The sequence below is a fragment of the Streptomyces sp. NPDC093801 genome, assembly GCF_040701585.1.
In the GTDB taxonomy this organism is placed as follows: Bacteria; Actinomycetota; Actinomycetes; order Streptomycetales; family Streptomycetaceae; genus Streptomyces.
The window spans coordinates 1-22,691 of the sequence record NZ_JBFBDP010000052.1; the positions used below are offsets into that span (position 1 = coordinate 1).

At 73.3% G+C, this 22,691-nt stretch carries 19 protein-coding genes; 6 read left to right on the forward strand and 13 right to left on the reverse strand.

Features of this window, described 5'->3' with window-relative positions:
* The 9 genes from AB0469_RS37545 to AB0469_RS37585 all read right to left on the reverse strand — a co-directional run.
* Window positions 1-1,084, reverse strand: a 1,084-nt coding sequence (locus AB0469_RS37545; protein ID WP_366456070.1) for an FAD-dependent oxidoreductase, incomplete at its 3' end; no start/stop codon positions are given.
* Between the two features lie 51 nt (window positions 1,085-1,135).
* The gene (locus AB0469_RS37550; protein ID WP_366456071.1) at window positions 1,136-1,750 is read right to left on the reverse strand and encodes a DUF4126 domain-containing protein; all 615 of its coding nucleotides are present in this window, start codon (window positions 1,748-1,750) and stop codon (window positions 1,136-1,138) included.
* 126 nt (window positions 1,751-1,876) lie between these two features.
* Window positions 1,877-2,278 carry a DUF3040 domain-containing protein gene (locus AB0469_RS37555; RefSeq protein ID WP_042819942.1) on the reverse strand — a complete coding sequence of 134 codons (402 nt, stop codon included), beginning with the start codon at window positions 2,276-2,278 and terminating at the stop codon, window positions 1,877-1,879.
* A 291-nt stretch (window positions 2,279-2,569) separates the two neighbouring features.
* Window positions 2,570-3,328 (reverse strand): methyltransferase, encoded by a 759-nt coding sequence (locus AB0469_RS37560; RefSeq protein ID WP_366456072.1) that lies wholly within the window; start codon window positions 3,326-3,328, stop codon window positions 2,570-2,572.
* 77 nt (window positions 3,329-3,405) lie between these two features.
* Complete coding sequence (locus AB0469_RS37565) at window positions 3,406-3,888, reverse strand: SAV_6107 family HEPN domain-containing protein (protein ID WP_366456073.1); 483 nt, start codon at window positions 3,886-3,888, stop codon at window positions 3,406-3,408.
* Between the two features lie 215 nt (window positions 3,889-4,103).
* A complete protein-coding gene (locus AB0469_RS37570) occupies window positions 4,104-5,075 on the reverse strand; it encodes a TniQ family protein (RefSeq protein ID WP_366456074.1) in 972 nt (323 codons plus the stop codon).
* Entirely contained in the window at window positions 5,072-6,082 is a 1,011-nt protein-coding gene (locus AB0469_RS37575; RefSeq protein WP_366456075.1) for a TniB family NTP-binding protein, read from the reverse strand. Before AB0469_RS37575 ends, AB0469_RS37570 begins: the two co-directional genes overlap by 4 nt.
* Window positions 6,079-8,139, reverse strand: a complete 2,061-nt coding sequence (locus AB0469_RS37580; protein ID WP_366456076.1) for a Mu transposase C-terminal domain-containing protein — start codon at window positions 8,137-8,139, stop codon at window positions 6,079-6,081. Before AB0469_RS37580 ends, AB0469_RS37575 begins: the two co-directional genes overlap by 4 nt.
* A complete protein-coding gene (locus AB0469_RS37585) occupies window positions 8,136-8,804 on the reverse strand; it encodes a TnsA-like heteromeric transposase endonuclease subunit (RefSeq protein WP_366456077.1) in 669 nt (222 codons plus the stop codon). Before AB0469_RS37585 ends, AB0469_RS37580 begins: the two co-directional genes overlap by 4 nt.
* A gap of 259 nt (window positions 8,805-9,063) precedes the next feature.
* Here AB0469_RS37585 and AB0469_RS37590 point away from each other — a divergent pair, with 259 nt between their 5' ends.
* Genes AB0469_RS37590 through AB0469_RS37600 form a run of 3 tightly spaced genes read left to right on the forward strand, consistent with a single transcriptional unit; the run spans window position 9,064 to window position 12,792 of the window.
* Window positions 9,064-10,077: an ATP-binding cassette domain-containing protein gene (locus AB0469_RS37590; RefSeq protein WP_366456078.1), complete on the forward strand. Its 1,014-nt coding sequence runs from the start codon at window positions 9,064-9,066 to the stop codon at window positions 10,075-10,077.
* Window positions 10,049-12,136, forward strand: a complete 2,088-nt coding sequence (locus AB0469_RS37595; RefSeq protein ID WP_366456079.1) for a YhgE/Pip domain-containing protein — start codon at window positions 10,049-10,051, stop codon at window positions 12,134-12,136. Before AB0469_RS37590 ends, AB0469_RS37595 begins: the two co-directional genes overlap by 29 nt.
* Before the next feature lie 29 nt (window positions 12,137-12,165).
* A complete protein-coding gene (locus tag AB0469_RS37600; protein ID WP_366456080.1) occupies window positions 12,166-12,792 on the forward strand; it encodes a TetR/AcrR family transcriptional regulator in 627 nt (208 codons plus the stop codon).
* A 399-nt stretch (window positions 12,793-13,191) separates the two neighbouring features.
* On the opposite strand, the gene AB0469_RS37605 is transcribed toward AB0469_RS37600, so the two are convergent.
* The 4 genes from AB0469_RS37605 to AB0469_RS37620 form a co-directional block, all read right to left on the reverse strand.
* A complete protein-coding gene (locus tag AB0469_RS37605; RefSeq protein ID WP_366456081.1) occupies window positions 13,192-15,618 on the reverse strand; it encodes a DUF3488 and transglutaminase-like domain-containing protein in 2,427 nt (808 codons plus the stop codon).
* Window positions 15,615-16,976, reverse strand: a complete 1,362-nt coding sequence (locus AB0469_RS37610; RefSeq protein WP_366456082.1) for a DUF58 domain-containing protein — start codon at window positions 16,974-16,976, stop codon at window positions 15,615-15,617. The genes AB0469_RS37605 and AB0469_RS37610 overlap by 4 nt, the downstream gene beginning before the upstream one ends.
* Window positions 16,976-17,986 (reverse strand): MoxR family ATPase, encoded by a 1,011-nt coding sequence (locus tag AB0469_RS37615; protein ID WP_366456083.1) that lies wholly within the window; start codon window positions 17,984-17,986, stop codon window positions 16,976-16,978. Before AB0469_RS37615 ends, AB0469_RS37610 begins: the two co-directional genes overlap by 1 nt.
* A 136-nt stretch (window positions 17,987-18,122) precedes the next feature.
* The gene (locus tag AB0469_RS37620) at window positions 18,123-18,674 is read right to left on the reverse strand and encodes a carbonic anhydrase (protein ID WP_366456084.1); all 552 of its coding nucleotides are present in this window, start codon (window positions 18,672-18,674) and stop codon (window positions 18,123-18,125) included.
* 340 nt (window positions 18,675-19,014) lie between these two features.
* On the opposite strand from AB0469_RS37620, the gene rsmH reads away from it, so the two are divergent.
* The 3 genes from rsmH (at window position 19,015) to AB0469_RS37635 (ending at window position 22,649) form a co-directional block, all read left to right on the forward strand.
* Window positions 19,015-19,944 (forward strand): 16S rRNA (cytosine(1402)-N(4))-methyltransferase RsmH, encoded by a 930-nt coding sequence (rsmH, locus tag AB0469_RS37625; protein ID WP_042820154.1) that lies wholly within the window; start codon window positions 19,015-19,017, stop codon window positions 19,942-19,944.
* Window positions 19,945-19,985: 41 nt separating this feature from the next.
* Window positions 19,986-20,480, forward strand: a complete 495-nt coding sequence (locus tag AB0469_RS37630; protein ID WP_366456104.1) for a hypothetical protein — start codon at window positions 19,986-19,988, stop codon at window positions 20,478-20,480.
* A 204-nt stretch (window positions 20,481-20,684) separates the two neighbouring features.
* On the forward strand, window positions 20,685-22,649 hold the full coding sequence (locus tag AB0469_RS37635; RefSeq protein WP_366456085.1) for a penicillin-binding protein 2: 1,965 nt from the start codon (window positions 20,685-20,687) through the stop codon (window positions 22,647-22,649).
* The last annotated feature ends 42 nt before the right edge of the window (window positions 22,650-22,691 follow it).

Genomic DNA, 22,691 nt, shown 5'->3' on the forward strand with positions numbered 1-22,691 from the left:
TGACGGTGACCGCCTCGTGGTCCGCGTCGGGCCGGGTGGACGGGTCGTCCGGGCGCAGCACCGTGACCAGCTGGACGGCGGCGGAGCCGGGGGAGTGCACCAGCGTGCGGTGGACGGCGTCCTCGGGCCGCCCGCCGCGCAGGGCGAGCATCAGGGTCAGCCGGCCGGGCACCGAGCCGCCGCGGGCCTGCACGCTGCCGCGCGGCCAGGACACGGTGCCGGCCGGGAGCTGCCTCGGGTCGATCCCGCAGACCACGGAGTCGGCCTCCGCCTCGGTGCCGTCGGCCAGCCGCACCCCGGCCGCCCGCCCGTCCCGGGCCACGACGCCCTTCACGGCGGCGCCGAAGACGAACTCCACCTTCCGCTCCCGGCAGCGCTCGTACACGGCCGTGGCCAGCTCGCGCATGCCGCCCCGGACGTACCAGCTGCCGAAGGTCTGCTCCATGTACGGCAGGGCCGCGGCGGCGGCGGGCGCCGAGTCGGGGTCGAGCCCGTACGCCAGGACCCGCCCGCGCAGCAGCTCCCCGAGCCCGCCGCCCAGCTCGCGCCGGGCCACCTCGGCCAGGGTCGGCTGGCGGCGGCGCAGCAGGCCGCTCCCGCGCAGCGCCGGGTAGGGGTCGCGGCCCAGGACCTGCCAGTCGGGGCGCAGCGGCTCCTCCAGCAGGGGGCGGCGGGTGGCGTCCCAGGTGTCGCGGGCACGGCCCAGCAGGTCGTTCCAGCGCTCGCCCGCGCCGGCGCCGAAGGCCCCGTCGAGGGCGGCGGCGACCCCGCCCCGGGAGGTGCCGGGGAGGGTGACGGAGGCGTGGTCGAGGACGTGCCGGACGGCCGGGTCCACCTGGACCATGCCGACGCAGTCCTCCAGCGGCCGCTTGCCGGTCTTCACGAACAGGTCGCGGTAGACGGCGGGCAGGTGGAGCAGCCCCGGTCCGGTGTCGAAGGCGAAGCCGTCGCGCTCGTACCGGCCCAGCGCGCCGCCGTACGTGGAGCCGCGCTCGTAGACCGTCACCCGGTGGCCCGCCACCGCCAGCCGGGCCGCCGTCGCCATCGCGCCCATGCCGGCGCCGATCACCGCAATTCTTGCCATGGCGCTGAGCCTATCGAGCGGGCGTCGCGCCCATCGAGCGAGGTCAGCGGGTCAGTACGGCGGTGCCCCCCGGACCGCACCCATCCGCTTCTCCTCGCGGCGCTGGGCCCGTCGCCGCCAGAAGCGGCGGATCCGGCTCCAGAGGTAGACCAGCAGCGCGATGCCGGTGGCGAGCAGGACGGCCGCGACGACCGCGGCGGCCGTCGGGTGGAACATGGCGAAGGTGACGATGCCGGCGACGCCGAGGTCCTCGGCGCCGCTCAGCACGATGTTGCTGAACGGCTCGGGGGAGGTGTTGACGGCCATCCGGGTGCCGGCCTTGACGACATGGCTGGCCAGTGCCGTGGAGCCGCCCAGGGCCCCGGCGGCGATCTCGGGCAGGGAGCCGCTCTGCCCGGCCAGGAGCGCGCCGACCACGGCCCCGGCGGCCGGGCGGATCACGGTGTGGACGGAGTCCCAGACGGAGTCCACGTACGGGATCTTGTCCGCGACCGCTTCGCACAGGAACAGCAGGCCCGCCACGACGAGCACGTCGGTGCGCTGGAGGGAGGCCGGGACCTCGTCGGTCAGGCCGGTCGCGCCGAAGAGGCCGAGCAGGAGGACCACGGCGTAGGCGTTGATCCCGCTGGCCCAGCCGCTGGTGAAGACCAGGGGGAGCACACTCACACCGGCATCATGCCGCAGCGCGGGAAGCCGGGGAGCCCGGGCGGGGGAATCGGCGGAGGAAAGCCGCGAGGGGACGGCCGCCATCGCGCGGCCGCCCCCTCAGCGGACGGAAAACGGGTGCGGGGGCTAGTGCCCCTGCTCGTCACGGCGGCGCTGCCACCGTTCCTCGATCCGGGTCATCATCGACCGACGCTGCCGGTTCTGCCCGCGGGCCGAACCGCCTGCACTTCCGGAGACGGGCTGCTCGCCGGGCTTGGGTGCCTTGCGCCAACCGGTGACCACGAGGACCGTACAGGCCAGCATGACGAGGAATCCCACCACGCTGATCCAGAGCACTTCCTGCCAGATCACACCGGTCATGAGGAGCGCGATACCCACCACAATGCCTACGACTGCCTGGTAGACCCGTCGCCGGGTGTACGTGCGCAGTCCACTGCCCTCAAGCGCTGTCGCGAACTTGGGGTCTTCGGCGTACAGCGCTCGCTCCATCTGCTCGAGCATTCGCTGCTCGTGCTCCGAGAGCGGCACGGGAGTCCTCCTCATCCGTCGGTCGCGGGGGGTAGCGACCAGGGGTCCCCTTCAGGATAGGCGGGGAATCGCCCCCGTGATACCCGCCCTCTACGCCACATTCTGCAAATCGCTGAGCGAGAAAACCACTGCGTGGACAAGCACTGGGTGAAACGTACCGTCACCAGCGCGGCCCTTGGGGCGGTTATTCCCCGATGAGCGGTCCGCCATGCCGTGCGGTGGTTCGATCATACGGGTCACGGCGAGGAAACGGAGGGGTCTCGAGGAGGTCGCCCCGGCCGGGCCCGCCGATCAGGCGGGCTTCTCGCCGAGGACGTGCAGCTGCGTGGCCACGGCGTGGAAGGCGGGCAGCTCGGCGGCGGCCTCCTCCAGGCGCATCAGCGCCTCCACCGCGCCCGGCTCGGTGTCCACCAGCACGCCGGGCACCAAGTCGGCGAAGATCCGCACGCCGTGCACGGCGCCGACCTCCAGGCCGGCCCCGCCGACGAGCTCCGCCAGCTGCTCGGCGGTGAAGCGGCGCGGCACCGGGTCGCCGGCGCCCCAGCGCCCGGCCGGGTCGGTGAGCGCGGTGCGGGCCTCGGTGAAGTGCCCGGCCAGCGCCCGCGCCAGGACGGCCCCGCCCAGGCCGGCGCCGAGCAGGCTGAGGACGCCGCCGGGGCGCAGCGCGGCGACGGCGTTGGCCACGCCCTCGGCCGGGTCGTCCACGTACTCGAGCACGCCGTGGCAGACCACCACGTCGTAGGCGTCCCGCTCGACGACGTCCAGCAGGCCCTGGGCGTCGCCCTGGACCCCGCGCACGAGGTCGGCGACGCCTTCCTCGGCGACCCGGCGCTCCAGCCCGAACAGCGCGTTCGGGCTGGGGTCGACGACGGTCACGCGGTGGCCGAGCCGGGCGACGGGCACGGCGAACCTGCCGGTGCCGCCGCCGGTGTCGAGGACGTCCAGCACATCCCGCCCGGTCGCCTTCACCCGGCGGTCGAGGGCCTCCTTGAGGACCTCCCACACCACGGCGGTGCGGAGGGAGGCACGGGGGCGGGAAGTGTCCGACACGGCTGATGACTCCTCGGCGGCATGGGTGGCGGGGTGCGGTACGTGCCCCACCCTATTGCCTCGGCCGACCGCGCAGCTCATCCCGCGTCCGGACGCTCCGGACGCGGCTGCGGCAGGGGCTGTGCCACGGGCTGCAGGGCGAGCATCCGCTCCACCAGGCGCAGGAACATCCCGGCCTCCCGTACGAGGTCGTCGGCGTCCCGTCCCGTGGCCGCGTCCCGTATGCCCGCCTCGGCCCGGGCCCGGCGGGCGGCGCCGGAGGCGAACAGGGCGCTCCACTCGGCCAGCTCCGGCGCTATCTCCGGCAGCACCTCCCACGCGCTGCGGATCCTGGGCCGCCGCCTGGGGTTGACGGGTTCGGGCCGGCCGCGGGCGGCGAGCACCGCCGCGGCGGTGCGCAGGGCGGCGAGGTGGGCGGTGGCGTACCGCTCGTTGGGCCGGGACAGCAGGGCCGCCTCGGCCAGGCCGCTGCGGGCCTTGGCGAGCAGGTCCAGGGCGGCCGGGGGTGCGGCCGACCTGCGCGGGACGGGGTGGACAGGGGACGGGGACGGTGTGGCCATGACGAACCTCCTGTCGTTGCGTGGTGCTCGGCGGTGATACCGGGTGGTGCGTCCGTTGTTGCGTGGATCCATCGTGACGCCCCCCACTGACAATCGCCCTGACCTGTGCCTTTACCCCCAAAGTCCCCCTGTCGGGTCTCGTTTGACCTGGCGAGATGCCGGGGCTGTGAGCTGGGGTTCGCCACGTGTGGTGAGACATTCGGGGGTCGGCTTTCTCATTCGAAGTGGCAACTTTCGGGGAAGGGGGTCGGCTCGGCTCGCCAGTCGGGTTGCCGGTAGTGGACTCGCCAGAGTTCGTCGCGGATGGTGGCGAAGCGGTGCCGCAGGATGCGGACCCACTCGGTGAGGGGGTCCGAGTAGGTGTTGCCGGTGGTGAAGGCGTCGGGGGCGATGCCGAGCCGGCGGGCGGTGTGGTGGTAGAAGCTCTTGAGGTCGAAGGGCTCGACCATCGCGACGTGTCGGCGCCATTCGGGGTCGCCGGTTACCTCCATCAGGCTCACCACCTCGGGGAAGCGGACGCATCCGGTGATCTGCCCGGTGCCGAGCGCGTCGGCCCGGGTCGCCCAGCGCGTGATCAGGGCGGGGTGCCGCTTCTCCTTCAGCCAGCGGAACGTCATCTGCCATGCGCCGGCCAGGGCCCTGCACGTCGACTCGTAGGTGATCAGCTCGGCAAGCTCGGCGTACTGGACCTGGGCGGCGATGATCTCCGGGGCGGGCCGCAGGTCCACGTGGTGGCCGTCGCCGATCCAGAGGGCATGGGTCAGGCAGACGAACTGGTGCGAGGTGCGGTACTCCCAGGCGATCGGCGTGGCCGGGCCGTGCTGGAGCGTGCAGATCCGGCAGGCCAGGAGCGGGTGCGGGTCTCCGCGGAAGAACCGGAGCACTGGCCGGCCGGTGGGCAGGGGGACGTACTGGGGCGCGGTGCGAAGTGTGGGCAGAGCCCGGCGCAGGTTCTCGGCGGGGGTTCGGGAGAGCACGGCGAGGCGGTCCAGCGCGTCGGCGTTCATCCGGGCGTCGCGGTCAAGGACGTGCTTGCCGGGGACGCAGTCCCCGATGGTCCGCAGCAGTAGCGAGACGGGGAAGTCGTTCGCGGCGGCGAGCCGGGCGACGAAGGACACCACGGTCTCGTTCTTCATGGGCCGGGCCCGCAGGGGCAGCGGGCGGGCAGGCCGTTCCCATCGCTTCATCGGCGGGCCTCCTCGGCGGCGGTGTCGAGGACGACGGCTTCGAGGTGCCGTTTGGTGATCTTCTCGGTGCTGTCGGCGATGGCGTCGTTTGCGGCTTCGTAGATCAGCTGGTCAAGGCTGCCGATCATGCCGCCGGTCCGGCGGTGCAGGTAGGCAGCCTGTTTGCGGAGGGTTCCGGTGGTGTGGCGGTGCAGCCGCAGGGTGCTTTCCATGGTGGCCACGACCCGTTCCCAGTCCTCTCGCTGCTGGACGGTGTCGTGGTCGAACGGTCCGGTGTGCAGGGTGATGAACCGCCCCGCGAGCTGGCGGCCCCGCAGGCCGGAGAACAGACCGTTCTCGCTGACGTTCACCCCGGCGTAGACGAACGTCGCCTGGATCTGCTCGAACAGGTACTTGAGCTGGTCGGAAGCGTCCTGGCCGTTGCGGGTGGCCAGGTCCAGGTTGTGGATCTCGTCCACGACGATCAGGCGGCAGCCGACCTTGTGGAGCACGGAGATCACGTTGTGGGTGATCACCTGCGGGCTCTCGCGGTAGGCGTAGGGCAGGCCGAGGAACGCGGCCAACTCGACCACCAGATCGCGGGGCTTCACCGCGGGCGGGGTGACGATGTAGACGACCGGGACCCGCTCGCCGCTGATGTCGACGGGGGAGCGACGGTCAACCGCGAGCTGATGCCGCTTACCGAGCTGCGAGACCGAGGTGGTCTTGCCGGTGCCGGACGGCCCGGACACGATCAAGCCCTTGCGGCCGGTCTGACGGCGCCCGTTGCGGGCGATCAGCTTCATCCCCGTCGTGGTGATCCTGCGGATCGCCGGGGTGCTGACCAGCAGCAGTTCATCGTGGTAGCCGGTGCGGGCCTGGTCATAGACGGCCCGCTCGACGCGGTCGAGCCCCTGCCATGCGGCCTCGGGCAGCAGCGCGGGCGGCTCGGGCAGGCTCTGGGACATGAACGTCCGCCAGCCGTCCAGGCTGGCCAGTGGCGGCATCCCCTCACTTTCGTGGCTCACTGGTCCTCCCCCTCGGCGAAGGGGTCGAACAGCCCGAACGGCACGACCTCACCAATGGCCACAGCCTCGGCGGCACCGCCGGTCACCTCGTCCTCGTCGTCCGGCTCCTCGATGACCGGAGCCGGCCGCAGGGCGGACGGCAGTCTGCGGGGCATCGCGGTGGCGGCGCGGGCCTTGGCCGTGGCCCGCCGCTCCGGCCCCGGCCCGTCCTCGGCGCGCTTGAGGATGCCCGCCAGCACCACGGCCACCGAAGACTCGTTGGTCGCGTCGACGCCCCGGGACGCCGCGACCTTGCGGGCATAGCGCCAGGTGAAGTCGGCGAACGGCTGCCGGATCAGCGGCAGCTGAGTCCACTCGCAAGTGATCCAACCGCCCTTGTGGTGGTCACGGACCCAGACCCGGGTCAGGTCGTAGGGGTCGTAGTGGACTTCCCAGGCACCGTCATGAGCCCCCGATGCCCGGCGCCGGTAGGGCGCGAGCTGCGGGCTGTTGTAGGTGCGGTAGTCGATCTGGACGCCGTAGTCGTTGATGCGCCGCCGCAGGGCGGGCAGCATCTCCACGTAGTCCTCGCCCGTGGGCGTGACCGGCACGTATCCCGCCGCCGCGACCATCGCGGCATACGCCTCGTTCGGCGACAGCGGTCGGCCCGGGGCGAGCGGGTGGCGCAGGCCCTCGTGCGGGCGCGTCTGCCAGCCCGCCACGATCCACTCGTCCAACAGGTCCTGGAGATCCGCGACCGGCCAGACCGCCCGGCTCTCGACATCGCTGCCGCGACGGGTCGTGTCCCGGCCGGTGTAGCCAGCCAGGTGCTGGCAGAACAGCGAGTTGATCGAGGAAAACGTCCGCTCCACCACGCCCTTCTCGGCGGGCGAGCGGGGGTGGCAGGGCTGCACCGAGATGCCCAGGGTGCGGCAGGCCCGCAAGAACGTCTCCGAGAGGTAGATCCGGCCCCGGTCGACCACGATCGTGTCCGGCACGATCACCGGCTTCGCGGCCGTCAGCTGCAACCGGGTGTCGATGTCGACCAGGCGGGCGTGCGGAATCAGGGACGCAGACATCCGCAACGACTCGTCCCAGTCCGGACGTACCGGCTCCGGGACGACGATGCGGGCCAGCATCAGCGCGGCATCCACCGCCTTCGCCCCCGCCGGGTGGAGCACCGCCGCACAGATCGTCCGCGTGGCGATGTCCACCGCGATCGTCAGCTCCGTGCGGCCCAGAACGCCGTCGTCCATGACGGCCATCACGTCCAGCGGGGTGGTGTCGATCTGAACTTGTTCACCCGGCCGCGCGGCCACCGTCGCGGAGAACACGCCGGACGGACGGTTGGCCATCGACCGCCGGGTCAGTGCGGAGCCGAAGGTGTGCCGGCCCGCCGAGAGCGCGTCCACCAGCCGGTAGAACGTCGCCCGCGACGGCATCGCGACCGCCGGCCCGTACTCCTCGGCCACGAACCGCTCGACCTGCCGAAGCATCCGGGCCTTGGTGCCCGTGGACGTGTCGGTCTGGGACTCGATCGCCGCGACGGTGGCCGCCACCACGCGGGAATCAACGTTCCCCGTCGGCCTCGGCCTGGCCGCGTAACGCCGGTCGACCAGACCCCACAGCCCTTCCTCCCGGTAGCGGCGGCGCATCCGCTGAACCGTCCGCCGCTCGGCCCGCACCCCGGCCGCCCGCAGTTCCGCCGCCTTCGCGGTCTCCCGCTCGGCCATCGAACGCGCCGCAGGGTCGTACTCCGGCCGCGGAAGCGTCCCGGCGGGCGCATCCGGGGCAAGCCCGGTCTCCACCTCCACCAGGTGGCGTTCCCACCGGCAAGCGGCCTCGGCGACTTCCTTCGGCAGCCCCTCCAACAGACCCTGAGAAGTCAGCGGCGCCACCGGCGCCGAGCCGATCACCTCGAAGTCGGCGGCGGCGAACAGGTAGGCCATCAGCACCGCGGACGGCTCCCCGGCGGCAGACAGCAGCCGCACCGTCGTCCCGACGACGGCCACCACCGTGTGCTCCACTCCGGCGAACACCACCCGGTCCCCGACGTGCAGCAGCGGGCGGGCCCTCACAGCTCACCCTCCCCGGCCAGCCGCAGCACCGTGCGGCCCCCGAGCAACGCCGACAGGTCGCAGACCAGTTCCTGGCGCCACATCAGGTGGAACAGCACCGGCAGGACGGCGATCGGATCACCCGCGCACTCGGCGCCCTCCATCAGCGGCCCGGGGACTGCGAAGAACTCCCTCAGCCGTACGGCAGCTTCGGCGTTGAAGCAGCGAGGGTGCCGGTAGCCGGCCAGCCACCGCAGATTCAGGACCTCCACAGGGTCCAACTCGCCCCACAGGGCGTACGACCAACAGGCCTCCGCGCAGGCCTGTTCCGTCGCCGCGAACTTCTCCAGGTCCCGCGTCGGTCGACGCTCTTGGGGTCGGGAGTCGACCAGCAGCACCGAGCCGTCGGCGCGTCGTACGAAGTAGTCCGGCGCGTGGGACACCGTCTTGCCCTCGGCGTTGTCCCAGAACAACCACAACGGCTGGGAGGCGACGGCCGACACCTGCGGGTCGAAGTCCAGCGCCATCAGGTGATCACGTTCCAGCCAAGATTCGTAGCCGACATGAGTCCCGGCCGTCGCCGACCAGTACAGACCCGGATAGTTCCGCTGACCTCGGAACGAGGGGAACTCGCGTACAGGGCGGCCGTCTTCGAACCGCACCCGCGCGGCCACGGCCAGCGGCATCCGACGCTCCACCCCATCACCCCCCAAATAGCTCACCTCGAAGCCCCTGACCCTCGCCGGAGCCCCGCCCGTCACGCTTCGCATTTGCTTGCTCACGCATTCAGGCTCGCCAGTTCAGATGAGAACTCGCCACTCGTTTGCCAACTCCCGCGAGATTTCGCCACATCATGTGCGAACCGACACCCCCTCCTGTACCGACCTTGGCCCCGCACCTGCTAGTTTTTGAACTGACTGGTCAGTTCAAAAGGAGGGGGAGGGCGTGGACAGCCCGCACGGAGCCGCCGTCAAGGCCGAGGGCTTCGGACTCAAGGGCCCGCGCGGCTGGGTCTTCCGCGACATCGGCATCGACGCCGCACCCGGTTCGCTCATCGCGGTCGAAGGGCCCTCCGGCAGCGGCCGCACCTGCCTGCTCCTCGCCCTCACCGGGCGGATGAAGGCCACCGAGGGCCACGCCGAGATCGGCCGCCACCGGCTGCCGAAGAAGATGGCCGCGGTCCGCCGGATCGCCGCGCTCGGCCCGGTCCCCGGGGTCAACGACCTCGACCAGGCCCTCACCGTCGCCGAGCAGCTGCACGAGGGCGCCATGCTCCAGCGGCGCTACGAGGCCCCCGTGCGCGCCCTGCTGCGCCCGCGGGGCGCGCACCGCGCCCCGGCCCCGGCGCGGATCGAGGAAGCCCTGGCCGTCGTCGGACTCGACCCGGCCGGCCTGCCCAAGGGCCCGCGCACCTCCGTGCGGGACCTGGAGCGGCTGGAGGCCGTCCGGCTCTCCGTGGCCATCGCCCTGCTGGGCGCCCCCCGCCTGCTGGCCCTCGACGACCTCGACCTCAAGCTCTCGGACGCCGAACGCGCCGAGGCCTGGGCGGTGCTCCGCTCGGTCGCGGCCCGGGGGACCACCGTCGTCGCGGTGTGCAGCGAGGCCCCCGACGACGCCACGGTGGTCCGCACGGGCCCGCCGGCCGGGGCGGCACCCGCCCCGGAGCGGGCCGCGGCACCCCGCGCGGAGACCCCGAAGGTCACCTGGGGCACCTCCCGCCCGGCAGGACCGGAAGCCGGAACGGAACCCGGGGAGAAGGCCGCCGCGCCCTCCCTCACCAAGCCGGAGGCGGAGCCGGGCGTCAAGCCGGACGCGAAGCCGGGCGCGAAGCCGGGCTTCAAGCCGGGCGCCAAGCCGGACACCGAGGCCGCGGACCGCACCGGAACCGGCGCAGACGCAGACGCAGACGACGACACGAAGGAGGCGGACGATGCGCTCGCCGAAACTGGCCGCGCTTGAGCTGAAGCGGTTCGGGCGGGGGAAGCTCCCCCGGGCCGCCCTCGTCGCGCTGCTCCTGCTGCCCCTGCTCTACGGAGCCCTGTACCTGTGGTCGTTCTGGGACCCGTACAAGCGCCTCGACCACGTCCCCGTCGCCCTCGTCAACGCCGACAAGGGCGCCACCGTGGGCGGCGAGCACCTCGACGTCGGCGGGGAGATCACCAGGAACCTGCGCGAGCGCAAGACCTTCGACTGGCGCGTGGTCAGCGCCGACGAGGCCGCCAAGGGCCTGGAGGACGGCACGTACTTCCTCTCCCTGACCATGCCCGCCGACTTCAGCGAGAAGATCGCCTCCAGCGGCGGCGCCGACCCCACCACCGGGGCCCTCCAGGTCCGCACGAACGACGCCAACAACTACATCGTGGGCTCGATCTCGCGCACCGTCTTCTCCGAGGTCCGCTCGGCCGCCTCCACCAAGGCCTCCCGCAAGTTCCTCGACAAGATCTTCGTCTCCTTCTCCGACCTGCACGACAAGACCGCCGAGGCCGCCGACGGCGCCGACAAGCTCAAGGACGGCGCGGGCAAGGCCCAGCAGGGCGCCCAGGACCTCGCCGACGGCCTCGACACGGCCAAGGAGAAGTCCGGCGAGCTCACCGGGGGCCTGAACAAGCTCAACTCGGCCGCCGGCCAGCTGGAGACCGGTACGCGGCAGATCGCCGAGGGCACCCAGAAGGTCGCCGACCTGGCGAACGGCGCCGCCGACAAGGCCCGCCCCTTCGTCAAGGACCCCAAGAACCTCGCGGACACCGCCAAGCTGGTCGCCGACACCGCCCACGTCGTCAACAACCACCTCGACAAGGCGGCCGAACACGCCCCGGGCGCCGCCGCGGCCGCCAAGCGCCTGTCGGGCCTCGCCGACTCCACCTACGGCCAGTACTGCGCCAAGCCCGCCCCGCAGCTGCCCGCGGGCCTCTGCGAGGCACAGAAGAAGATCAAGGACGACGCGGCCGAGGCCGCCCTGCTCACCGGTGACGTGAACACCGTCCTCGGCAACTCCAAGGGCGACCTCGCCAAGCTCAAGGAGCAGCTGACCAACCTGGAGAACAAGGCCCGCGAGCTCGCCGACAAGGCCCCCGGCCTCGCCGGCGACCTCAACGGGGCCGTGGCCCAGGCCAACGCCCTCAACGACGGCGCCCACAAGGTCGCCGACGGCATGGTCAAGCTCCACAACGGCATCGGCTCCGCCGCCGGCGGCTCCGGCAAGCTCGGCGAGGGCGTCGGCAAGCTCGGCAACGGAGCCCAGCAGCTGGGCGGCGGCATGGTCAAGCTGGTCGACGGCACCGGCGAACTCGCCGGAGGCCTCCACGACGGCGCCGGCAAGATCCCGGACTACGACCAGCGGCAGCGCGACGCCCGTACGCAGGTCATGGCCGACCCGGTCCAGCTCGCCAGCGACCCCCTGCACAAGGCGCCCAACTACGGCACCGGCTTCGCCCCGTACTTCATCCCGCTCTCCCTGTGGGTCGGCGCGATGGTCGCCTACATGCTGATCGCCCCCATGAACAAGCGGGCCCTGGCCGCCGGCGCCTCCGCCTGGCGGATCGCCTTCGCCGGCTGGCTGCCCGTGGTCGGCCTCGGCGCCGCGCAGGTGGGCGCGCTGATGTCGGTACTGCACTGGGGCCTCGGGCTGAAGATGGCCCACCCGGCCCTGACCATCGGGTTCCTGGTCCTGGTCACCGCCTGCTTCGCGGCGATCATCCAGTGGCTCAACGCCAAGTTCGGCGCCGCGGGCCGCATCCTGGTCCTCGCCGTCCTGATGCTCCAGCTGACCTCGGCGGGCGGCACCTACCCCGTCCAGACCAGCCCGGACTTCTTCAACGCCATCCACCCGTACCTGCCGATGTCGTACATCGTCGCGAGCCTGCGCCGCCTCATCACCGGCGGGGACCTCACCCCGGTGTGGCAGGGCGGCCTGGTCCTGGTCGCCTTCACGGCCGGAGCCCTGGCCCTCACCGCCCTCGCCGCCCGCGGCAAGCAGGTGTGGACGATGGACCGGCTGCACCCGGAACTGAGCCTGTAAGGGGCTGTTGACCTGTGAGAATCAGCGCCATGGAAAGCAGCAGCACCACCGCCGGCGGGGCCCGGCGGCAGGCCACGCGACAGAAGCTGTACGAAGCGGCCGTCACCCTCATCGCGGAGCAGGGCTTCTCCGCGACCACGGTCGACGAGATCGCCGAGCGGGCGGGCGTGGCCAAGGGCACCGTCTACTACAACTTCGCGAGCAAGACCGAGCTCTTCGAGGAGCTCCTGCGGCACGGGGTGGGACTGCTGACCGCCTCGCTGCGGGCGGCGGCCGACGAGACGGAGGCGCGCGGGGGCAGCCGCATCGAGGCCCTCGACGCGATGATCCGGGCGGGCCTGGTCTTCATCCACCGGTACCCGGCCTTCACCCAGCTCTACGTCGCCGAGCTCTGGCGGACCAACCGCGCCTGGCAGGGCACCCTGATGGTGGTCCGGGGCCAGGCGGTGGCGGTCGTCGAGTCGGTGCTGCGCGAGGGCGTCGAGCGCGGCGAGCTCAGCGCCGAGATCGACGTGCCGCTGACGGCGGCCGCGCTGGTCGGGATGGTGCTGGTGGCCGCGCTCGACTGGCAGGCCTTCCAGAGCGAGCGCTCGCTGGACGACGTCCACTCGGCGCTGTCGCTGCTGCTGCGGGGGCGCGTGAGCGGGAGCCGGTGACCCCCGGTCGGCGGTGCCGCCCGGGGGGCCGGGCGGCGTAGAACTGAGTATCCGTACCTAGGCGCACAGATGAGTACGCGTACGGATGGGCTCCCACCTGCGGAAACAGCAGACTGGGGGTTGGGGACAAGGGCGGGTCGGACCGCACCGCGGACACGGGGCCGCGGAGCGGACCGGCCACCGCCCGGGGAAACAGAACGCCGGTGCGTCCGGGCTCGGGGGGAACGAGCCCGGACGCACCGGCGTTTTCCGTTCTCCCCGCCCCGGCCTTCCTCCGTTCCCCGGGGCGGGCTCCGGACCCCGTTGCGCTCGAACGCCGCGCGGGCCGTACGCAGCCCCGCCGGCGTCCGAGGCGCGTGTCCCGGGGGCGGAGCCCCCAGGACACGGCCCCCGGTGGCCTCAGCCCCGGTCGCGCAGCGGCAGGCGGGCGCGGCCCGCGAGGCGTGACAGGGCGGCCGACGCCGCCGACAGCCGGGCCGAAGCGGCGGCGGCCACCCGCGCCCCCGAGCGGGGCAGCAGCAGCGCCCGCAGCCGGGCCCCGCGGCCGACCCCGGCCAGCAGCGCCGCCCGGGCCGCACGGACGTCCGCGGCCAGCCCGGGGTACGAGACGTCCGCGCCGGGCGGGGCGTACAGCGCCCGCTCCACCGCGCCCGCCACCCGGTGCACCGCCTCGGCGGCCCCGCCCTCCAGCCGGCCCAGCAGCACGACCCGCCCGGCCGCGCCGCGCGGCGACAGCGCCTCGTCGGGCGGGATGCCCACGTCCCAGGCGCAGTCGCCCAGCTCCCGCCAGGCGGCCAGTACGTCGCCCGTGCCCAGCCGCCGCTCGCGCACCCGGCGCCGCCACAGCAGGGGCAGCAGCGGCAGCCCGGCCACCACCAGCGCCACCGCGGTCCAGCCGAGGACCGTGCCCGCCGACACCCCGCCGGGCCCGGACCCGGTGCCCTGCCGGTCCACCGGCCCGCCGCACTCGCCGAGCCTCTTCTGCTCCGGCGGGCACGCCTCGGCCTGCGAGGGCGCGGGCGCCGGGGCCGACGCCGACTGCGAGGGCGCCGCGGACGACGCGGACGGCTGTGGGGCCGGGGCCTCGGGGCGGCTGTACTCCGGCACCGTGATGCCCGAGCGGGGCGTCGGCTCGAACCGGGTCCAGCCCACGCCCTCGAAGTACAGCTCCGGCCAGGCGTGCGCGTCCCGCATCGAGACGTTCACCGTGCCGTCGGACTGCTTCTCGCCCGGGGTGAAACCGACCGCGACCCGCGCCGGGATGCCCAGCGTCCGCGACATCGCCGCCATCGAGAAGGCGAAGTGGACGCAGAAGCCCTCCTTGTCCTCCAGGAAGCGGACGATGGCCTGCGAGCCCGTGCCCGAGGACACCTTCGTGTCGTAGCGGAAGCCGCCGGTCACGGCGAAGAAGTCCTGGAGCTTGACCGCCCGCGAGTAGTCGTCCTTCGCGCCCTGCGTCACCCGCCGCGCCGTCTCCGCCACCACCGGCGGCAGGTTGTCCGGCAGCTTCGTGTACTCGGCGTGCACCGCCGCGTTGGCGGGCGGCGCGGACTGGAGCTGCTCCGCCGTGGGCCGCAGCAGCAGGCTGCGCACGGTGTACTGCGCGCCCTGCACGTTCTGGAAGCGGTCCTTGGCCAGCTGGTCCCCGACCAGGGTCCGGCCGGCCGGTTCGAAGCGCCACTTCCCGCCGATGTCGACCTGCGTGGCCGGGTACGGCATCGGCAGGTAGCGCTGGGCGTACGTGTCCGCCGCCGAGACGGTGGTGCGCACCTCGACCGCGGTCGCGCGGACCTCCTCGGCGAGCCCCGCCGGGTTCGGCAGCCGCTGCGGGACGTCCGTCAGCGGGCGGGCGGACGCCTCCCACTTGACCCCGTTGAACTCGTCGAGGGCCAGGATCCGCAGGTACTGCTCGCCGAGCTGCGGGCTGTCCGTGCGGTACTTCATGACGACCCGGTTGTCCTGCGCGTTCAGGCTGCTCTGCAGCGAGACCAGCGGGTTCACCGCCGAGATCGTGCCGCCGCCCCCGCCGGCCGAGGGGGAGTCCTCGCCCGGGGTGCCGAGCATCCCGCCGCCCAGCGCCGGCAGCGCGGCCGGCACCGCCAGTGCCAGGCCCAGCGCGACCGCGCCGATCCGCCGCCCGGTGCGCACGGGCGCCACGGCGCGGGTGCCCCCGGCCCCGTTGGCCCCGTAACCGGAGCCGGCGGAGGCGGGCGTACGGGCGCCCGGGGCCCCGCCGAAGACCCGGCCCCACTGGGCCAGCCGGTCGCGGCCCTCCGACAGCAGCATCATCAGGTAGCCCGCGCCGGCCAGCAGGAACGCCAGCCAGGTCTGGCCCCGCCCGGCCGACAGCCCGGCGGCGACCGAGTACAGCGCCAGCAGCGGCAGCCCGGCCGCCGCGGCCGACCGCATCGTCACCGCCAGGAAGTCCACCAGCAGCCCGATCGCCAGCACCCCGGCCAGCAGCAGCAGCCGGATGCCGTCCGTCAGCGGCGCCGGTATGGCGAACTCGCCCACGTCCCGCACGCCCTGCTGGAACAGCCCGGCGAAGTCGGTGACCAGGAAGGCCAGCGGCCCGCTCCCGGTGGACTCGGCCTTCCCCGCGAAGAGGAAGAGGAGCAGCAGCAGCGACACCAGGAGCTGGGCGCCCACGGTCAGCCACCGGGCCAGCGGCACCCGCCGCGCCCCGGCGCCCACCGCGGCCTGCACGGCCAGCAGCAGCGCCGCCTGGAGCAGCCAGCCGGAGGTCTCCACCAGCGGGGCCAGCGACCAGGAGGTCAGCAGCGTCGCCAGGGTCGCGAACAGCGTCACGCGCGCCCGCCCGCTCATACCGTGCCTCCGGGGGTCCGCATGCTGAGGGGGGCGTTCCCGGCCTGTCTCCACAGTTCGGGGAAGGCGGCGCCGGGCGGGACGGCCAGGGCCGTCCAGCCGGCGTCCCGCAGCCTGCGCAGCCGCTCCTCCACCTGTGAGGGCGCTCCGGTCCAGAGCGCGGGGTCCAGGACGAACGCGAGCGCGGCCGCGCTGCGCTGGCGCATCCGGGCCGCCATCTCGGCCTGTTCGTCGTCGAGGTCGCCGAAGAAGGCGACCAGCAGTCCGTCGCCGCCGGAGGGGCCGGAGCCGGTCCCGCCGCGCAGGGCGTCGTAGGCGCGGCCCAGGCCGCTGCCCTCGGAGTGGCCGACGACCGCGAGGGTGTCCATCATCAGCCCGGCCGCCTCGGCGGACTCCGGGCCGGTGCCGGAGGTACCGCCGGCGAAGGCGCCGGCGCCGGGCACCGAGTCGCCGGTGTCGGTGAGGAGCCGCGCCGCGAAGCCCTGTTCGAGGACGTGCAGCAGGGTGGAGGCGGCGGCCGACACGGCCCACTCGAAGGCGGAGTCGGGGCCGGCGCCCTCGTGGGCGAGGTAGCGGGTGTCCAGCAGGACGGTGGCCTTGCTGCGCTGGGGCTGTTCCTCGCGGCGGACCATCAGCTCGCCGTAGCGGGCGGTGGAGCGCCAGTGGACCCGGCGCAGGTCGTCGCCGCGCCGGTAGGTGCGGGGGATCACGTCGTCGTCGCCGGCCAGGGCCAGGGAGCGGCGGTTGCCGTCGCCGTGGCCGCCCGCCTCGCCGGTCATGCGGACCGCGGGCAGGGGCTGGGTGCGCGGGACGACGGTGAGGGTGTCGTAGGCGCTGAAGGAGCGGGTCAGCTCGACCATCCCGAAGGGGTCGGTCAGCCGCAGCTGGAGCGGGCCCAGCGGGTAGCGGCCGCGCAGGTCGGAGCGGACCCGGTAGGACACCTCGCGGCGGCCGCCGGGCTCGACCCGGTCCAGCACGAAGCGGGGGCGGGGCCCGAGGACGTAGGGCACCCGGTCCTGGAGCATCAGCAGTCCCGTGGGCATCCGGGAGACGTTCTCCAGCCGCAGCTGCACCCGGGCCTCGCCGCCGGCGGGCACCCGCGGCGGGCTCAGCCGGCGGCCCGCGGTGACCTGCTGGCGGGTGCGGTGCAGGGCGACGACGCAGATCAGCGGCAGGGCGACGAGCAGCAGTCCGACCCGCAGCAGCTGGCCCTGCCCGAGGACGTACGCGCAGACGGCCGCGGCGGCCCCGGCCGCGAGGAACGAGCGGCCCCGGGTGGTCAGCCCGGACAGCGAGGCGCGTACCCCTCCGGGGTTCCCGGCCTGCCCGCCGGCGCCGTGCGGGGCACCGGCGCCCATCAGAAGCTCCGGGCGCCCGCGCCGGGCGGCACCTCGCCGCGCGTGTGCGTGGCGGGCACCGGGGTGCGCTGGAGGATGTCGTGGACGACCTGCTCGGCGGTGCGCCGGTTCAGCTGGGCCTGAGCGGTGGGCAGGAGGCGGTGCGCGAGGACGGGCGCGGCCAGCTGCTGGACGTCGTCGGGCAGCACGTAGTCGCGGCCGGACAGGGCGGCGGAGGCCTTCACGGCGCGCAGCAGGTGCAGGGTGGCGCGGGGGGAGGCGCCCAGGCGCAGGTCGGGGTGGCTGCGGGTGGCGGAGACCAGGTCGACGACGTAGCGCTTGACCGGGGCCGCGACGTACACCTCGCGGACGGCGTCTATCAGCTTGACGACGTCGTGGGCGTGCGCGACGGCGGTGAGGTCGTCGAGCGGGGAGAGCCCGCCGTGCACGTCGAGCATCTCCAGCTCGGCCTCGGGGCTGGGGTAGCCGACCGAGACGCGGGCCATGAAGCGGTCGCGCTGGGCCTCGGGGAGGGGGTAGGTGCCCTCCATCTCGACCGGGTTCTGGGTCGCGACGACCATGAAGGGGCTGGGCAGGGCGTAGGTGGTGCCGTCGATGGTGACCTGGCGCTCCTCCATCGACTCCAGCAGCGCCGACTGCGTCTTGGGGGAGGCCCGGTTGATCTCGTCGCCGATGACGATCTGCGCGAAGATCGCTCCGGGCTTGAACTCGAACTCGCGGCGCTGCTGGTCGTAGATGCTGACGCCGGTGATGTCCGAGGGCAGCAGGTCCGGGGTGAACTGGATGCGCTGGACCGAGCAGTCGATGGACTTGGCCAGGGTCTTGGCCAGCATCGTCTTGCCGACGCCGGGCACGTCCTCGATGAGCAGGTGGCCCTCGGCCAGCAGGACCACCAGCGCGAGGCGGACGACCTCGGGCTTGCCCTCGATCACGCGCTCGACCGACTGGCGGACCCGCTCGGCCGTGCTGGTCAGATCAGCGAGGCTCGCTCGGTCGTCGTACGTGGTCACCTGGTTCTCCTCGGCCCTTTCCCAGGGCCGACGCGCATGGCACACGGTCCGGCCCACCCCGAAACACGGACACCGCCCCTGAGGGGTTCCGGGCGACGTCCCACCGCATTCTTGACGGCGTCCGGCGCTGTGTCACTCAGGTGGCCGGATCGATCTCCCGCAGGAGCCCGGTGTGCACGTCGAAGACGAAGCCTCGCACATCGTCCCGGTGGGGCAGGAACGGGTTGGTGCGAACCCGCTGCATGGACTGGCGCACGTCCTGGTCCACGTCGCGGAAGGCCTCCACCGCCCAGGCGGGGCGCTGGCCGACCTCGTCCTCCAGCTCGTGCCGGAAGTCCTCGGTCAGGCTTTCGAGACCGCAGCCGGTGTGGTGGATCAGTATCACGGTCCGGGTGCCCAGGGCGCGCTGGCTGATGGTGAGCGAGCGGATGGTGTCGTCGGTGACCACCCCGCCGGCGTTGCGGATGGTGTGGCAGTCGCCGAGCTCCAGGCCGAGCGCCTTGTGCAGGTCGAGACGGGCGTCCATGCAGGCCACGACGGCCACGTGCAGGACGGGGCGGGCGTCCATGCCGGGGTCGGCGAACTCCGCGGCGTAGCGGCGGTTGGCCGCGACGAGCCGGTCGGTGACGGAGTCGCCGCCGGATGCCGCGGACGCGGAGTGTGCGGGCAGGGATGCGGAAGTCGTCATGCCTACGACGGTAGTGGTCACGGGCTGTCCGGACAGGGGGTGAGGATGCACAAAGAAGGTCAACGATGCTTGTGGTGAGCTAACCCACACGAGTGGGAAGGAGGCCGCCGTCCGGGTGATTCGCGGCATTTGCGGGTGCGCCGGAGCGGGGGCGCACCGCGCGCGGGGCGGTTCGTTGACCGGGGCGGGCGTTGCACTAAAGTGACGCGAACCGGCCGGAGCCCGGCCCCACCGGCCGCCCGGCCCCCTGGTAACACTCCGCGTGCGCGGCGCGGCGTATGCCTGCCGCGCCGTTATCTGAGAGGGCGCTTTGACTAGCGAGTCCCGACATGTCCCGGTGATGCTCCAGCGGTGCCTGGACCTGTTGGCCCCGGCGCTGGAGAGGCCGGGGGCCGTCGTCGTCGACTGCACCCTCGGCCTCGGCGGCCACAGCGAGGCCCTGCTGACCCGGTTCCCCGAGGTGCGCCTGATCGGCCTCGACCGCGACAAGGAGGCCCTGCGGCTCTCCGGCGAGCGGCTCGCGCCCTTCGGCGACCGGGCCACCCTGGTCCACGCGATCTACGCCGACCTCGCCGAGGTCCTCGACGGCCTGGGACTCCCCGCCGTCCAGGGGATCCTCTTCGACCTCGGCGTCTCCTCCATGCAGCTCGACGAGGCCGACCGCGGGTTCGCGTACGCCCAGGACGCACCCCTGGACATGCGCATGGACCAGACGACCGGCATCAGCGCCGCCGAGGTCCTCAACACCTACGCCCCCGGCGAGCTGGTCCGCATCCTGCGCCAGTACGGCGAGGAGAAGCAGGCCAAGCGGATCGTCTCGGCGATCGTGCGCGAGCGCGCGAAGGAGCCCTTCACCAACAGCGCCCGCCTCGTCGAGCTGATCCGCGACGCGCTGCCCCAGGCCGCCAAGCGCACCGGCGGCAACCCCGCCAAGCGGACCTTCCAGGCCCTGCGCATCGAGGTCAACGGGGAGCTCGCCGGCCTGGAGCGGGCCATCCCCGCCGCCGTCGACCGGATCTCGGTCGGCGGGCGGATCGCGGTCCTGTCGTACCACTCCCTGGAGGACCGGCTCGTCAAGCAGGTCTTCACCGCCGGCGCCACCTCCACCGCCCCGCCCGGGCTGCCCGTGGTACCCGAGAAGTACCAGCCGAGGCTGAAGCTGCTCACCCGCGGCGCGGAACTGCCCACCGAGGAGGAGATCGCCGAGAACCGGCGGGCCGCCCCGGCGCGGTTCCGCGGCGTCGAACGCATCCGCGAGGCGCAGCCGTGACCAAGGCCGGGAAGGCGGGGAGGGCCGGGAAGGTGGCCACGCTGACCCGCGGGCAGGCGGCCCGCCTCGTCCGGCCCCGCCCCGCCGGGGCCGGCCCCGGCGGCGCCCGGCAGGCGGCGAGGATGCCGTTCGTGCTGCTGGTCGTGGCACTGCTGGCCGGCGGCCTGATCAGCCTGCTGCTGCTGAACTCGGCGCTCAACCAGGGCTCCTTCCAGCTGAGCAGGCTCAAGAAGGAGACCACCGCGCTGACCGACGAGCAGCAGGCGCTCCAGCGGGACGTCGACGGCTACTCCGCCCCCGACGCCCTCCAGCGGCGGGCCCGCGAGCTGGGCCTGGTGCCCGGCGGCAGCCCCGTCTTCCTCGGCCCCGACGGAAAGACCGCCGGCACCCCCGCCACGGCCGAGGCCCCGCCGCCGCCCTCGCCGACCCCGACGCCCACGCCGCCGCCGGCCCCGGCCGCCGCCCAGAACCCGGACGGTCCGGCCCAGCCCGCCGCGAGCGGTACCCCGCTGCCCACCCCGACCCCAGGCAGGTGACGTCGTGACGCGGTTCCCTGCGGGACTTCTCCCCGCCCCGCCCTTCCGCCGTTCCCCGGGGCTCCGCCCCGGACCCCGTTCCGGGCGCTGCGCGCCCGGTGCGCTCAAACGCCGAGCGGGCTGGATTTCGCGCAGCGAGATTCCAGCCCCGCGGGCGTTTGAGGCGCTGGGCGCAGCCCCCGCGTGGCGCGGCGGAGCCCGCCGGTGAGCCCCAAGGAGCCCCCGCGACGGGTACCGGGCCCGGGCAGGCCCCGTACCGGCGCGCGGCCGCCCGCGCAGCGCACCCCGCACACGATCCGGCTCGGCAGCCCCAGGCCGCGGCTGCGCCTGGTCGGCGTCGGGCTCACCCTCGTGATGCTCGCCTTCGTCGTCCGGCTCCTCCAGGTGCAGGCCGTGGACGCCTCCGCGTACTCCGCCAAGGCCACCGAGAACCGCTTCGCCAGCTACGTCCTGGCCGCCGAGCGCGGGGAGATCACCGACCGCAAGGGCGTCGCCCTGGCCACCAGCGTCGACGCGTACGACATCACCGCCGACCCGAAGATGTTCACCCCCCAGGAGAGCAAGGCCCCCGACGCCCCCGAGCAGGCCGCCGCCCTCCTCGCGCCGATCCTGGGCAAGGACGCCAAGGAGATCGCCGCCCGGCTGAAGACCAAGGACACCCGCTACGTGGTCCTGGCCCGCCGGCAGACCCCCCAGGTCTGGAACCAGATCAAGGACCTCAAGAAGCTCTTCGCCGACAAGGCCGCCGCCGACAAGCGCCACAACGGGCCGGGCGCCAACGTCATCGCCGGGGTCTTCAACGAGAACAGCAGCAAGCGCGTGTATCCCAACGGCGACCTCGCCGCCGGAATACTGGGCTACGTCAACGCCGAGGGCAAGGGCGGGGGCGGGCTGGAGTCCGCCCTCGACAAGAAGCTGGCCGGCAAGGACGGCGAGATCACCTACGCCCAGTCCGGCGGCCGCCGCGTGCCCACCGCCGGGTCCCACGAGAAGCCCGCCGTACCCGGCGACGACATCGAGCTGACCATCGACCGCGACATCCAGTGGGCCGCCCAGAGCGCCATCGCGGAGCAGGTCGAGAAGTCCGGCGCCGACCGCGGCTACGTCGTCGTCCAGGACACCCGCACCGGCGAGGTCCTCGCCATGGCCAACGCCCCCGGCTTCGACCCCAACGACCTGACCCGGGCCCGCTCCACCGCCATGGGCAACGCCGCCCTCCAGGACGTGTACGAGCCCGGCTCCACCGCCAAGGTGATCTCCATGGCCGCCGTCCTGGAGGAGAAGAAGGCCGCCCCCGACACCCACGTCGAGGTCCCCAACCGGCTGCACCGCGGCGACCGGCTCTTCAAGGACGACATTGACCACCCCACCTGGTACCTGACCCTCAACGGAGTCCTCGCCAAGTCCTCCAACATCGGCACCATCCTGGCCACCGGGCAGCTCGGCGCCACCCAGCCCGAGGCCAACAAGGTCCTGTACTCCTACCTGGACAAATTCGGCATCGGACGGCCCACCGGCCTCAACTACCCCGGAGAGTCCCGCGGCATCCTCGCCAAGCCGGAGGCCTGGTCCACCTCGCAGCAGTACACGATCCCCTTCGGCCAGGGCCTGTCCCTCAACGCGATGCAGGCGGCCTCCGTCTACTCCACCGTCGCCAACGGCGGCGTCCGCATCACCCCCACCCTGGTCCGCGGCACCAAGGGCCCCGACGGCCGCTTCACCCCGGCCCCGGCGCCCGAACGGACCCGCGTCATCAGCCAGGAGACGGCCAAGAGCCTCTCCGAGATGCTGGAGTCCGTGGTCGACGACCAGGAGGGCACCGGAACCAAGGCGAAGATCCCCGGCTACCGGGTCGGAGGCAAGACCGGCACCTCCAACCGGGTGGATCCGGCCACCGGCCGCTACAAGGGCTACACCGCCTCCTTCGCCGGCTTCGCCCCCGCCGACAACCCGCGGATCACCGTCTACTGCGCCATCCAGAACCCCACCAAGGGCAGCTACTTCGGCGGCCAGATCTGCGGCCCGATCTACAAGACGGTCATGGAGTTCGCACTCAAGACCCTCCAGGTCGCGCCCACCGGAGCGGCCCCCGCCGGCCTCCCGGTGACCTACGGAACCGGCCAGCCGCCCGCCGCGCCGAACGGCGCGCAGCCCAGTCCCCAGCCCTGACGGCGAACCGGCCGTCCCACCACCCACGCGTGAGGCTCCATC

Bases quoted from the DNA above. Each gene is read 5' to 3' on its own strand.
- AB0469_RS37565 (WP_366456073.1), bottom strand. From the start codon at position 3,888: ATGGCCACACCGTCCCCGTCCCCTGTCCACCCCGTCCCGCGCAGGTCG.
- AB0469_RS37570 (WP_366456074.1), bottom strand. From the start codon at position 5,075: ATGAAGCGATGGGAACGGCCTGCCCGCCCGCTGCCCCTGCGGGCCCGG.
- AB0469_RS37585 (WP_366456077.1), bottom strand. From the start codon at position 8,804: ATGCCGCTGGCCGTGGCCGCGCGGGTGCGGTTCGAAGACGGCCGCCCT.
- AB0469_RS37595 (WP_366456079.1), top strand. From the start codon at position 10,049: ATGCGCTCGCCGAAACTGGCCGCGCTTGAGCTGAAGCGGTTCGGGCGG.
- AB0469_RS37600 (WP_366456080.1), top strand. From the start codon at position 12,166: ATGGAAAGCAGCAGCACCACCGCCGGCGGGGCCCGGCGGCAGGCCACG.
- AB0469_RS37605 (WP_366456081.1), bottom strand. From the start codon at position 15,618: ATGAGCGGGCGGGCGCGCGTGACGCTGTTCGCGACCCTGGCGACGCTG.
- AB0469_RS37610 (WP_366456082.1), bottom strand. From the start codon at position 16,976: ATGGGCGCCGGTGCCCCGCACGGCGCCGGCGGGCAGGCCGGGAACCCC.
- AB0469_RS37620 (WP_366456084.1), bottom strand. From the start codon at position 18,674: ATGACGACTTCCGCATCCCTGCCCGCACACTCCGCGTCCGCGGCATCC.
- rsmH (WP_042820154.1), top strand. From the start codon at position 19,015: ATGCTCCAGCGGTGCCTGGACCTGTTGGCCCCGGCGCTGGAGAGGCCG.